Source organism: Dietzia timorensis (assembly GCF_001659785.1).
GTDB classification, from domain to species: domain Bacteria; phylum Actinomycetota; class Actinomycetes; order Mycobacteriales; family Mycobacteriaceae; genus Dietzia; species Dietzia timorensis.
Genome location: NZ_CP015961.1, coordinates 2667471 through 2681209, shown reverse-complemented (window position 1 = coordinate 2681209; position 13739 = coordinate 2667471). Strand labels below are relative to the sequence as shown.

Sequence of the window (13739 nt, the reverse complement as noted above, 5' to 3'; positions counted from 1 at the left end):
CCATGAAACTCGCACAGAAGAAGTTCCCGATCTGGCTCGTTGCTCTCGTGCTCATCGTCGTGATCGTTGTCGCGGCATTGGTATGGGGAAGCTGGTCGCGGGTCGGACGTACCCACTTCACGGCGTACTTCGATACCTCGGTGGGTGTCTCCGAGGGCACCGATATCCGGGTGCTGGGAGTCAAGGTCGGCAGCGTCGAGGAAGTGACTCCGCGCGGCGACCAGGTCGAGGTGAAGGCGTTCGTCAACCGCGGTGTCGACCTTCCCTCCGATGCCAAGGCTGCTCAGGTGACGCCATCGGTCATCCCGGACCGATACATCCAAATGCTTCCGGCATACTCCAACGGGCCCAAGATGGAAGACGGTGCGGTCCTCGAGCGCGAGCGCACGACGACGCCCGTGGAAGTCGATGAGCTCTATAAATCCTTGCAGGATCTGTCGACCGCGCTGGGCCCTGATGGCGTGAACAAGGACGGCACTGTCAACAGGTTCCTCGACACCTCTGCACGAACTCTCGGCGAGAACGGCCGTGCACTCGGCGATTCCATCGATCAGCTCTCGCAGGCGTCCACGACGTTGGCCGACTCCCGCGAGGACCTTGCCGGCACCGTGACCAATCTGCAAACGTTCGTGTCGATGCTGGCCGAAAATGATCAGCAGGTGCGAACGTTCAATGACCAGATGGCGCAGTTCAACCAGACCGTCGCCAATCAACGGGAAAACCTGCAGTCCGCGCTCGGTGAACTCTCCTGGGCCCTCGCCGACGTAGCGCGCCTGGTCCGGGACAACCAGGATGTCATCCAACGCAATGCCGAGAAACTCGCCACGGTCGGCGGTATCACAGCAGACCACACGGAGGACCTCAAGGAAATCCTGGTGCAGGCACCGCTGGCATTGACCAACCTGATCGAGGCATACAACCCGGAATCGGGCACGTTAGATATGCGACTCGTACTTCACGATTCGCAGAGCCCCGCCGGTGTCTTGTGCAAGCTGATGCAGATCAATCGGCTGCAGCCGGGAAATCCCGTATTGGAAGACCTCACCGATGAGGCCGGCATCAAGGAATGTGAGGCCCAGGTGGAGGAGCGCAACGCCTTTCTGAAGGAGAACGTGGAGCTTCCCACCGGCATCATGACCGCCGAGCTGGCGCAAACGCTCCAGGTGCCGGGATACGTTCCGGGTACCGAGGGATTCAATCGTGCGCCGACGTCCGAAGGGAGCCCGCGATGAATCGCCGGATCAAGGTCACATCGTCCGCTATCGCCCTCGGCGCGGTCGTCGCGTTGACCGCCGGCTGTGGCACGAGCCTCGAAGACGTGCCGTTGCCCGGTGGGGCGAATACCGGTAGCGACCCGATCAATGTGTCCATCCAGTTCGAGGACGTTCTCGACCTTGTCCGGCAGGGCACGGTAAAGGTCAACGGGCTCCCCGCAGGGCGTATCGATAATATTTCGCTCGCTGAGGACGGGTGGACCGCTCAGATCGAGATCGAATTGCGCAACGACGTCGCCCTCCCGGCCAACGCCGTCGCCTCCGTTCAGCAGACCAACCTCCTGGGTGAGAAATTCGTTGAACTCTCGGCGCCGGAAGGTGGGACTCCGCACGGCAAGCTCGGCGATGGAGACGTCATCCCGCTGGAACGGACGAGGACGGCGACTAATATCGAGCAGGTTCTCGGTGCGTTGAGCCTGGTGCTCAACGGTGGTGGCCTCAGCCAGATCCAGTCGATCGTTACGGAACTGAATTCCATGACGAACGGTCGCGAGAATCAGCTGAAAGACACTCTCAACACCACCGCCGACCTCATCAACTCCCTCAATCGTCAGCGGGACTCGATCGTCAATGCGATCGATGGGGTCAATGAGCTCTCGGCAAATACCCGGGAACAGACGCCGCAGATCGAGGCGATCCTGGACGAGCTCCCGGAAGGTGTGCGGGTGCTTGACGAGCAGCGTCCGCAATTCGTCGAGATGCTCCGGCGCATCGATGCTCTCGGACAGTCCGGTACGGATCTGCTGGTGCGCTCTCGCGAGGATCTCATCGCAGATCTGCGCGCCTTGCGCCCGGTGCTTCAGGAGCTGTCCAAGGTGACTCCGGAACTCGTCGATGTCGCCGCCATCGTGCCGACGTATCCGTTCCCTGACTCATCTGCGGATACGACGATCGGTTCGTCGTCGAACGTGTTCCTCAACGTCGACACCCAGGTTGCGAACGTGCTTTCCAACCTCGGTGTCGGCAAGGGCGACCCGCAGTCGATTGCACCGACGACGACGTCGGGGCCGTACTCGGAAGACCCGCGTAACCCGTGGGCGGGGGAGAACGGTCCGGACCGGAGGACGACCATCGTACTTCCGCTCCCGCTATTCCCAGAGCCGCAGAGAATGATGTCGCGCGCGGTCGAAGGGCCGGAGACTCCGGGCTTGAGTGACTTCTCGCCCACGATGGAGCATCTCCTCGAAGAGGCAGACGAGGCGCAGGGATGAAAAAATCAATCCGTTACCAGCTGATCGCGTTCTGTGTCATCGCCGCAGTCGGCGTTGCCTATGTCGGCATCAACTACGTGCGCATTCCGACGCTATTTGGCTTCGGGCAGTACAGCGTCAACCTCGAGCTGCCGGATTCCGGCGGTATCTTCACCAATGCTGCGGTGTCCTACCGCGGCGTCGAGGTGGGGCGTGTCGGCGATCTGAGCCTGACCAACGACGGTGTGAATGTCGAGCTCGAGATCGACAAGGATGCGCCGCAGATCCCCGCGAATGCTCGCGCAGTGGTGGCCAATCGCTCCGCGATCGGTGAGCAGTACGTTGACCTACGGCCCGTCAGCGATTCCGAGCCGTATCTCGAAGCCGGCAGCACCCTGAGCGGCACGCGCGAGGATCTTCCGGTTCGTGTCGAGGAGCTCATCGAAAACGTCGACGATCTCGCTCGTTCGATTCCGCTGGACCCGCTCCGTATCACTGTGGAAGAACTCGGCGATGCCGTCCGCGATCGCGGTCCGGAATTGCGAAACCTCGCCGACTCGCTCGTCGAGTTGTCCGAAACCGGAATCGAGACGCTTCCACAGCTCAAACGGCTTATCCAGGATGGTGCCGTGGTGCTCGACACGCAGGCGGTGCAACAGGCGGAGATTGTCTCGTTCTCCGGCGACCTCCGCACGGTGACCGAGGCGCTCCGAGACTCGGACAGCGATCTGCGCCGCCTCATCGATACCTCCGGCGAGTTCAGCACCGAGGCAAGCCAGCTCGTGCGACAGTCCGGCCCTCCGCTCACTGTTGCCACCGAACGGCTGTCTACGACGATGAAGGCCGTGGATCCGAGGTCGGCGGGTGTTCGCACGCTCCTGCAGCTGTTGCCCGTACTGTCCTCCGGTTCGCAGTCAGTGGCGCCGGGCGATGGCACGATCCACTTCGGGCTCGTGCTGGAGAACAACAATCCGCCGCCGTGCACCATCGGCTACGAACGCACCCATGAAATGCTCGACGAGATGAAGGCTGCGGACCCGAGCTTCGACTACCAAGAGCAGGATTTCCCTGTGAACTGGGACGCTGGCTGTAAGGTGCCCGAGGGTTCGATGACCTCGGTTCGTGGTCAAGAGAGCGCCGAGCTGGCCGATCCGGAGGTCGTCCAGCCTTGGGACAACAAACCGAAGGTGGCGCCGGACCGTCTCGATCTGTCGGCAGTTGGTCAACAACTCGCCGAGTTCACCGGGGCCGTGCCGAAGGGGAGCGGTTAGACCACAGCCGGGCGCAGCGACACAACGCCGCGCCCGGCTTTCGGCTACCAGCCGCCTGTAAGGTACGTCACCTAGGGTGGTTACGGCATTTTCTACTGACGGCGTACGGCCGTCACTACCGAGACCGCAGAAGCGTGCGCCCTTTTCGCATGCCGTGGTTCAAGGAGAGAAGTGAGCAAGGACGACAAGACCCCGCCGGAGAATTCGGCGGACCCCAAGGACTCGAAGGATTCCAAGGACCCAAAGGATTCTAAGGACACCGCAACCGGTTCCGCCAAGGACACTGGGAATCCGCCCTCGAAGCGCGAAAGCGAGGCGGCGAGCACATCCTCCTCGAAGGAGGCCAAGAAATCCGAGGCGTCCAAGAAATCCAAGGACTCCGGCCACGACGTCGGCGAGAACCGCGAGAACCGCGAGGACGGCGGGGACGCGTCGTCGGCCGGCGGCGAAGGCGCGAAGAAACGCGGTGGCGTTCCGGCATGGGTGGCGGTGCTCTCCGTCGTCATACTTGTGATTGGTGTGGCGGGAGCTGTGTGGCAGGCCATCGGTTACTTCCAGGATCGCAGCGACAAGAATGCGGCCGCTCTGCGCGACGAGGTTATCGACGTCGCGTCGCAGGTCGTGGTCAACTCGTTGTCGTTTTCCGCCGACACGATCGATGAGGACCAGGAGCGGTTGCGCGAGGGGTCGACAGGTGAGTTTCTCGCTCAGCAGGATGAATACGCCGAGCAGATCAAGCAAACCGTGGTGGATCAGGGCGCGACGACGTCGGCGCAGATCTCCAATTCGGCGTTGAGCGATATCGACGAAGACACCGGCACGGCGACAGTGCTCCTCGTGTACACGGCGCAGTCCGAACGAGAGGAGCTTCCCCCGGTGTCGGGGCGTCAGGCGGCCCGCGTGGAGCTCATTCGCGAAGGCGATCAGTGGAAGGTCGCCGAGCTCGTCGCGATCGGTGCCCAGGTGCCCGTCGGCGAGTCCTCCGAAGGGGTGCAGCAACTCGACAACGTGACCGGCGGTGCCGGGGGCGGCGAGGACAGCGATGCAGGTGAGGGCGCGGACGCGGCCTCTGAATCCGATGCGGACTCCGGTAGTGGCTCCGCGTCCGGTGACGACGGTGAAGACGGTGACGACGACGCCTCGCCCACGAGTGGCGCAGCCGCGACGACGGCAGGAGGGAACTAAGCCATGGCGAAAGATGCGAAAAAGAACGACGCCGTCGCCGACGTGGACGCCGACCAGGCTGCGGAAAAATCTGCCGGCGCCGAGGACACCACTTCTGACGCGGCGGCGAAGGCGGGCAAGAAGATGAAGAAGACGCGCATGAGCGCGGCTTGGCCCATGACCGCTCTCGCGGTCGGGCTCATCGGAATCGTCGTAGCCGTCGTCTTGTTCTTCCGTCCCGGTCTGGGCTTCGAGAATCAGGCCTATGCGGATCGCGCGGAGACGGATGCTGTGGCGACGGCCGCGGCGGAGAACGCCAAGAAGTTGGTGGCGATCGACTACGAAACGCTGGATGATTACGTCGCCGGGCTTCCGGACATTATGACCCAGGGGCTCGAAGACGAATTGATGAAGAGCTGGGATCAGCTCTCCGACACGTACGAACAGGCTAAAACCAAGGTCGACGTGACGATCAGCGACGTCGGCGTCACGTACCTGGAGGACAATCGCGCAGAGGTGCTCATCGCGCAGAATGTCTCCGTTACGCAGGACGGTCAAGCGGCCGGATCGACCGACGGCACGTACCTGATTCGGTTGGAGAAGGTCGACGGTGACTGGAAGCTGTCGTCGATCCCCGACCTGCCGAGTTAGGCCTTCCGGCTGAAGAACCGAGTCGCCCCGCACACATCGTGCGGGGCGACTCGCCCATTTGGGCCTTGACGAATCGCCGCACACGGTTCACTCTTAAAGTGTTCGCGACACGCCCGATGTTCGGGCGTGAGAGCCAGGCGCATCGCCAGCCGCTTGTTGCTCGACTCGCGCCCGCCCCGATTCCCACATCGGGGGCGGCGAAAACTCGCTCTGGACACATTTGTCGCGAGTAGCTATAGTAGGACGTTGCGCTGGCTTCATTTTGTCGTTTCCACCAACCGTCCGCATTCCGAGGATTTCGCACCTATTTTGGTCGTCGCCTCCTGGAACTGCACAAACACGGGTTGGTTGCCTCATATAGCGGGGGTATGAGCGGTGAGTGTAAGCCGGTTTCTGCTCGCCGAATACAACTAGTTTGTGGCTGCGTACTTGTGGCCACGTGAGGTGCTGGAAGGACCCATCTTGGCAGTCTCCCGCCAGACCAAGTCAGTCTCCACTGTTCCTGGTGCACCCAGGCGCGTATCTTTCGCGAAAATCAATGAGCCGCTCGCGGTGCCCGGCCTGCTTGATCTGCAGACCGAGTCGTTCGAATGGTTCATCGGCTCGGACCGTTGGGCCGAGAACGCCGCCGCGCGTGGCGTGACCAATCTCGAGAGTGGCCTCGACTCCATTCTCACCGAAATTTCTCCGATTGAAGATTTCTCGGGTTCGCTTTCTCTGTCGTTCTCGGAGCCGTACTTCGAAGAGGTCAAGGCGTCCATCGACACCTGCAAGGAAAAGGACCTCACCTACGAGGCCCCGCTCTTCGTGACCGCCGAGTTCGAGAACACCGAGACCGGCGAGATCAAGTCCCAGACGGTGTTCATGGGCGATTTCCCGATGATGACGCCTAAGGGCACGTTCATCATCAACGGCACCGAGCGTGTCGTCGTGTCGCAGCTCGTCCGCTCTCCGGGCGTGTACTTCGACCGGAGTCGCGACAAGTCCACGGAAAAGGATGTCCATTCGGTCAAGGTCATCCCGTCGCGCGGCGCATGGCTCGAATTCGACGTCGATAAGCGCGACACCGTCGGTGTCCGTATAGACCGTAAGCGTCGCCAGTCGGTCACCGTGTTCCTCAAGGCTCTCGGCTGGACCGAGTCCGAGATCAAGGAGCGCTTCGGCTTCTCCGAGATCATGATGTCGACCCTCGAAAAGGACGCCGTCGAAGACACCGATGGCGCGCTGCTCGAGATCTATCGGAAGCTGCGCCCGGGCGAGCCGCCGACGAAGGACGCTGCCGTCGCGCTGCTCGACAACCTGTTCTTCAAGGACAAGCGCTACGATCTCGCGCGCGTCGGCCGCTACAAGGTCAACCGCAAGCTCGGCCTGCCCGATCCGGAGCTCGACGCCACGACGACGCTGACCCGCGAGGACATCGCTGCGACGATCGAGTACCTCGTTCGCCTGCACGCCGGTGATCCGACGATGGAGCTGCCCGAGGGGCGCGAGGTTCCGGTCGAGGTCGACGATATCGACCACTTCGGCAACCGCCGCCTGCGCACCGTGGGTGAGCTCATCCAGAACCAGGTCCGCGTCGGCCTGTCCCGCATGGAGCGCGTCGTTCGCGAGCGCATGACCACGCAGGACTCCGAGGCGATCACCCCGCAGTCGCTCATCAACATCCGTCCGATCACCGCGGCGCTCAAGGAGTTCTTCGGAACCTCGCAGCTGTCGCAGTTCATGGACCAGAACAACCCGCTGTCGGGTCTGACGCACAAGCGTCGCCTGTCGGCGCTCGGCCCCGGCGGCCTCTCGCGTGAACGTGCCGGCCTGGAGGTTCGCGACGTGCACGCGTCCCACTACGGACGCATGTGCCCGATCGAGACCCCGGAGGGCCCGAACATTGGTCTGATCGGTTCGCTGTCGGTGTACGCCCGGGTAAACCCGTTCGGCTTCATCGAGACGCCGTACCGGCGAGTCGTCGACGGCAAGATCACCGATGACGTCGATTACCTCACCGCCGACGAGGAAGACCGTCACATCGTCGCGCAGGCCAACACCCCTGTCGACAACGAGGGCAATATCCTCGGCGAGACGGTTCTCGTGCGCAAGAAGTTCGGTGACGTCGAGCAGGTGCCGGTCTCGGACATCGGCTACATGGATGTGTCGCCGCGCCAGCTCGCATCGGTTGCCACCGCGATGATTCCGTTCCTCGAGCACGACGACGCCAACCGTGCACTCATGGGTGCGAACATGCAGCGTCAGGCTGTGCCGCTCGTGCGCAGCGAGTCGCCGCTCGTCGGTACCGGCATGGAGCTGCGCGCAGCCGTCGATGCCGGTGACGTGATCGTCAGCGATTTCGCCGGTGTCGTCGAAGAGGTTTCCGCCGACTACATCACTGTGATGGACGATGAGGGCGGTCGGCAGACCTACCGCCTCAACAAGTTCGCCCGCTCGAACCAGGGAACGTGCTCGAATCAGAAGCCGATCGTCGACGAGGGCGCCCGCGTCGAGGCAGGACAGGTTCTTGCCGATGGTCCCGCGACCGACAACGGCGAGATGGCGCTCGGTAAGAACCTTCTCGTCGCGGTCATGCCGTGGGAGGGCCACAACTACGAGGACGCGATCATCCTGTCGCAGCGCCTCGTGGAAGAGGACGTTCTCACCTCGATTCACATCGAGGAGCACGAGATCGACGCGCGCGACACCAAGCTCGGTGTCGAGGAGATCACCCGTGACATCCCGAACGTTTCGGACGACGTGCTCGCCGACCTCGACGAGCGCGGCATCATCCGCATCGGTGCCGAGGTTCGCGACGGCGACATCCTCGTCGGCAAGGTCACGCCCAAGGGCGAGACCGAGCTGACCCCGGAGGAGCGCCTGCTGCGCGCGATTTTCGGCGAGAAGGCCAAGGAAGTTCGCGACACCTCGCTCAAGGTCCCGCACGGCGAGTCCGGCAAGGTCATCGGCGTCCGGGTGTTCACGCGCGGCGAGGACGACGACGAGGGCCTGAGCCCCGGCGTCAACGAGCTGGTCCGCGTGTACGTTGCGCAGAAGCGCAAGATCCAGGACGGCGATAAGCTCGCCGGCCGTCACGGCAACAAGGGCGTCATCGGCAAGATTCTCCCCGCCGAGGACATGCCGTTCATGCCGGATGGTTCGCCGGTCGACATCATCCTGAACACCCACGGTGTTCCGCGACGTATGAACATCGGACAGATCCTCGAGACACACCTCGGTTGGCTCGCCAAGACCGGTTGGGAAGTGCCGCGCGAAGCGGACGGGTCCCTGCCGGAGTGGGCCAGCAAGCTGCCCGAGGAGCTCATGGAGGTTCCCGCCGACACGAATACCGCGACGCCGGTGTTCGACGGTGCCAAGGACCACGAGCTCGCCGGTCTGCTCGGTTCGACGCTGCCGAACCGCGACGGAGAGCGCATGGTCGCTGCGGACGGCAAGGCCACCTTGTTCGACGGCCGCTCCGGCGAGCCGTACCCGTACCCGGTGGCTGTCGGCTACATGTACATCCTCAAGCTGCACCACCTGGTCGACGACAAGATCCACGCGCGTTCGACCGGCCCGTACTCGATGATTACGCAGCAGCCGCTGGGCGGTAAGGCCCAGTTCGGTGGCCAGCGTTTCGGCGAGATGGAGTGCTGGGCGATGCAGGCGTACGGCGCCGCATACACCCTGCAGGAGCTGCTCACCATCAAGTCCGACGACGTGGTCGGACGTGTGAAGGTGTACGAGGCGATCGTCAAGGGGCAGAACATCCCCGAGCCGGGTATCCCGGAATCGTTCAAGGTTCTGCTCAAGGAGCTCCAGTCGCTGTGCCTCAACGTGGAGGTGCTGTCGCAGGACGGTACCGCCGTATCGCTCGGTGAAGGCGCAGACGACGACGATCTGGATCGCGCCACCGCGAACCTGGGCATCAACCTCTCGCGCGATGAGGGTGCCTCGGCGGATGAGGCTATCCAGTAGCGAATCGAACCGGTGACCTGAGGGCGCAGCATCTGCGCCGTCAGGAATCCCGGTAACTGCCTTAGGGTTTGGGGCCAGAACACACTGGTCAGTGAACCGCAAGAAGTAACCACCCCGGCGGGCCCGAAAGGGCACTTTCCGAACAGGGCCCGCCATACCACCCACACCGGGGAAAGGAAGTTACGTGTTCGACGTCAACTTCTTCGATGAGCTCGTCATCAGCCTTGCCACTGCTGAAGACATCCGAAACTGGTCGTACGGCGAAGTGAAGAAGCCGGAGACCATCAACTACCGCACCCTCAAGCCGGAGAAGGAGGGCCTGTTCTGCGAGAAGATCTTCGGCCCTACCCGGGACTGGGAGTGCTACTGCGGTAAGTACAAGCGTGTCCGCTTCAAGGGCATCATCTGTGAGCGCTGCGGCGTCGAGGTGACCCGATCGAAGGTGCGCCGTGAGCGCATGGGACACATCGAGCTTGCCGCTCCCGTGACCCACATCTGGTACTACAAGGGCGTTCCGTCGCGGCTGGGCTACCTGCTCGACATCGCTCCGAAGGACCTCGACAAGATCATCTACTTCGCGGCCTACGTCGTCACCTCCGTCGACGAGGAACTGCGCCACAACGAGATGTCCACTCTCGAGGCGCAGATCGTCGAAGAGAAGAAGATGATCGAGGACGAGCGTGACTCCGACATCGATGCCCGGGCCAAGAAGGCGGAGGCCGACCTGGCCGAGCTCGAGGCCGAGGGCGCCAAGGCCGATGCCAAGCGCAAGGTCAAGGACGCCGGCGAGAAGGAGATGAAGAAGATTCGCGATGGTGCCCGGCGCGAGCTGGACGCCCTCGACGAGATCTGGGACACCTTCGTCAAGCTCGACAAGAACCAGCTCATCCAGGACGAAAACCTGTACCGCGAGCTGGACGATCGCTTCGGTGAGTACTTCACCGGCGCGATGGGTGCCGAGGCCATCCAGCAGCTGCTCGAGGACTTCGACCTCGAAGCCGAGGCCGAGATCCTCCGCGACGTCATCCGCAACGGCAAGGGCCAGAAGAAGATCCGCGCCCTCAAGCGACTCAAGGTCGTCGCCGCGTTCCAGGGCTCCGGGAACCACCCGGCCGGAATGGTGCTCGACTGCGTGCCGGTGATCCCACCGGAACTGCGCCCGATGGTTCAGCTCGACGGTGGCCGCTTCGCGACCTCCGACCTCAACGACCTGTATCGTCGCGTGATCAACCGGAACAACCGCCTCAAGCGTCTCATCGACCTGGGTGCGCCGGAGATCATCGTCAGCAACGAAAAGCGCATGCTCCAGGAATCCGTGGACGCGCTGTTCGACAACGGCCGTCGCGGCCGTCCGGTCACCGGACCGGGCAACCGTCCGCTCAAGTCGCTGTCCGATCTGCTCAAGGGCAAGCAGGGCCGTTTCCGTCAGAACCTGCTCGGTAAGCGCGTCGACTACTCGGGTCGTTCCGTGATCGTCGTTGGCCCGCAGCTCAAGCTGCACCAGTGTGGCCTGCCGAAGCTCATGGCGCTCGAGCTGTTCAAGCCGTTCGTGATGAAGCGTCTCGTGGACCTGTCGCACGCGCAGAACATCAAGTCCGCCAAGCGCATGGTCGAGCGTCAGCGCGACCAGGTGTGGGACGTGCTCGAAGAGGTCATCGCCGAACACCCGGTGATGCTCAACCGTGCACCTACCCTGCACCGCCTCGGCATCCAGGCGTTCGAGCCGCAGCTGGTCGAGGGTAAGGCCATCCAGTTGCACCCGCTCGTGTGTGAGGCCTTCAACGCCGACTTCGACGGTGACCAGATGGCCGTGCACCTGCCGCTGTCCGCGGAGGCGCAGGCAGAGGCGCGCATCCTCATGCTCGCATCGAACAACATTCTGTCGCCGGCGTCGGGACGTCCGCTCGCCATGCCCCGTCTGGACATGGTCACCGGCCTGTACTACCTGACGCGCCTCGATGAAGGTGCCAAGGGGTCGTACGAGGCGCCGGTGAAGGACGCGACCGCGAAGGGCGTGTACTCGACCCCGGCCGAGGCCATCATGGCTGTTGACCGCGGCGAGCTCGACATCCACTCCGAGATTCTCGTGCGGATGACGACGCAGCGCCCGCTGCCCGAGATCGAGGCCGAGCAGTTCCCCGATGGCTGGACCTCCGGTCAGGAATGGGAAACGAATACGACCCTCGGTCGCATCATGTTCAACGAGCTGCTCCCGGCGGACTACCCGTTCGTCAACGAGCAGATGCCGAAGAAGCGTCAGGCCGTGATCATCAACGACCTGGCAGAGCGGTACCCGATGATCGTGGTCTCGCAGACGGTCGACAAGCTCAAGGACGCCGGCTTCTACTGGGCGACCCGCTCGGGTGTCACCGTGGCCATGTCCGACGTGCTCGTCCCGCCGGAGAAGGAGTCGATCCTCGACGACTTCGAAGAGCGCTCGACGAAGATCGAAACCATGCACACTCGTGGTTTCCTCACCGACGACGAGCGCAAGAACGACCTGGTCAAGCTGTGGCAGGAGGCCACCGAGAAGGTGGGTCAGGCCATGGAGGATCACTACCCGGATGACAACCCGATTCCGACCATCGTGCGCTCGGGTGCGGCCGGTAACATGACCCAGATTCGCTCGCTGGCGGGCATGAAGGGTCTGGTGACGAGGCCGAATGGTGACTTCATTCCGCAGCCGATCAAGTCGTCGTTCCGCGAGGGTCTCACGGTTCTCGAGTACTTCATGAACACGCACGGCGCGCGTAAGGGTCTGGCCGATACGGCGCTTCGTACGGCCGACTCGGGCTACCTCACCCGCCGCCTCGTCGACGTTTCGCAGGACGTCATCGTCCGCGAGACGGACTGTGGCACCACGAACGGCATCGAGACGACGATCGCGGAGCCGGACGCGGCAGGAAACCTCATCCAGGACGCGCACGTGGAGACCTCCACGTTCGCCAGGACCCTGGCCGAGGATGCCAAGGACGCTGACGGCAATGTCATCGTCGCCCGCGGCACCGACCTCGGCGATCCGACGATCGAGGCGCTCATCGCCGCCGGCGTCACGAAGGTCAAGGTCCGCTCCGTGCTGACCTGTACGACCGGCACCGGCGTGTGCGCGGAGTGCTACGGCCGTTCGATGGCCACGGGCCAGCTCGTCGACATCGGCGAGGCCGTGGGCATCGTCGCCGCGCAGTCCATTGGTGAGCCCGGTACGCAGCTGACGATGCGTACCTTCCACCAGGGTGGCGTCGGCGACGACATCACCGGCGGTCTGCCGCGTGTGCAGGAGCTGTTCGAGGCGCGCGTGCCCAAGGGCAAGGCGCCGATCGCTTCCGAGTCGGGCACCGTCCGCCTCGAAGAGGGCGAGCGGTTCTACACGATCACCATCGAGCCGGACGACCAGACGATGGACGACATCGTCTACGAGAAGCTGTCCAAGCGACAGGGTCTCGCCATCGTCGACAAGGCCGACGGTTCGCAGGGGCCGATCGCGGATGGCGACCACATCAACCGCGGCGTCTCCCTCCTCGAGGGCCCGGCCGACCCGCACGAGGTGCTCCAGGTGACCGGACCGAACGGCGTGCAGAAGCACCTCGTCGGCGAGGTCCAGAAGGTGTACCGCTCGCAGGGCGTGTCGATCCACGACAAGCACATCGAGGTCATCGTGCGCCAGATGATGCGTCGCGTGTCGATCATCGACTCCGGTGCGACCGAGTTCCTCCCGGGCTCGCTCGTAGAGAAGGCCGAGTTCGCCGGCGAGAACCGCAACGTTCTCGCTTCCGGCGGCCAGACCGCCTCGGCCCGTCCGGTGCTCATGGGCATCACGAAGGCCTCCCTGGCCACCGATTCGTGGTTGTCCGCAGCGTCCTTCCAGGAGACCACCCGCGTGCTCACCGATGCGGCGATCAACCGCCGTAGTGACCACCTCGTGGGCCTCAAGGAGAACGTCATCATCGGTAAGCTCATCCCGGCCGGTACCGGTATCTCCAACTACCGGAACGTTCAGGTTGAGCCCACCGAGGAGGCACGCGCCTCGGCGTACTCGCTGCCGAACTATGGCCAGGGCTTCTACGGTGACGAGGACCGCTTCAGCGACGGCACCGGAGCCTCGGTGCCGCTGGACGATCTCGTCTACTAGCCCCACCTCGGCGCTGCCGTAAACGCGGCTCGATCAGCCAAAAGGCGCCCTTTCCCGCAAACGCGGGGGAGGGCGCCTTCTGCATTTCGGAGGCGGCGTA

At 63.5% G+C, this 13739-nt stretch carries 7 protein-coding genes; all 7 read left to right on the top strand.

Going from position 1 to position 13739, the window contains the following annotated elements:
• Positions 1-2 precede the first annotated feature (2 nt).
• The 7 genes from BJL86_RS12405 (at position 3) to BJL86_RS12375 (ending at position 13639) form a co-directional block, all read left to right on the top strand.
• Complete coding sequence (locus BJL86_RS12405; protein WP_067477680.1) at positions 3-1232, top strand: MCE family protein; 1230 nt, start codon at positions 3-5, stop codon at positions 1230-1232.
• The gene (locus tag BJL86_RS12400) at positions 1229-2485 is read left to right on the top strand and encodes an MCE family protein (RefSeq protein WP_067477678.1); all 1257 of its coding nucleotides are present in this window, start codon (positions 1229-1231) and stop codon (positions 2483-2485) included. The genes BJL86_RS12405 and BJL86_RS12400 overlap by 4 nt, the downstream gene beginning before the upstream one ends.
• Positions 2482-3735 (top strand): MCE family protein, encoded by a 1254-nt coding sequence (locus BJL86_RS12395; RefSeq protein ID WP_067477676.1) that lies wholly within the window; start codon positions 2482-2484, stop codon positions 3733-3735. The genes BJL86_RS12400 and BJL86_RS12395 overlap by 4 nt, the downstream gene beginning before the upstream one ends.
• Positions 3736-3906: 171 nt before the next feature.
• Positions 3907-4920: a hypothetical protein gene (locus tag BJL86_RS12390; protein WP_067477670.1), complete on the top strand. Its 1014-nt coding sequence runs from the start codon at positions 3907-3909 to the stop codon at positions 4918-4920.
• A gap of 3 nt (positions 4921-4923) precedes the next feature.
• The gene (locus tag BJL86_RS12385) at positions 4924-5550 is read left to right on the top strand and encodes a hypothetical protein (RefSeq protein ID WP_067477667.1); all 627 of its coding nucleotides are present in this window, start codon (positions 4924-4926) and stop codon (positions 5548-5550) included.
• A 444-nt stretch (positions 5551-5994) separates the two neighbouring features.
• Complete coding sequence (gene rpoB / locus BJL86_RS12380) at positions 5995-9510, top strand: DNA-directed RNA polymerase subunit beta (RefSeq protein WP_067477785.1); 3516 nt, start codon at positions 5995-5997, stop codon at positions 9508-9510.
• 184 nt (positions 9511-9694) lie between these two features.
• Positions 9695-13639, top strand: a complete 3945-nt coding sequence (locus tag BJL86_RS12375) for a DNA-directed RNA polymerase subunit beta' (protein WP_067477664.1) — start codon at positions 9695-9697, stop codon at positions 13637-13639.
• Positions 13640-13739: the final 100 nt, after the last annotated feature.

What these genes read in the sequence shown, in the direction of transcription:
- BJL86_RS12405 (WP_067477680.1), top strand. Translation starts at nt 3, where the DNA reads ATGAAACTCGCACAGAAGAAGTTCCCGATCTGGCTCGTTGCTCTCGTG.
- BJL86_RS12400 (WP_067477678.1), top strand. Translation starts at nt 1,229, where the DNA reads ATGAATCGCCGGATCAAGGTCACATCGTCCGCTATCGCCCTCGGCGCG.
- BJL86_RS12395 (WP_067477676.1), top strand. Translation starts at nt 2,482, where the DNA reads ATGAAAAAATCAATCCGTTACCAGCTGATCGCGTTCTGTGTCATCGCC.
- BJL86_RS12385 (WP_067477667.1), top strand. Translation starts at nt 4,924, where the DNA reads ATGGCGAAAGATGCGAAAAAGAACGACGCCGTCGCCGACGTGGACGCC.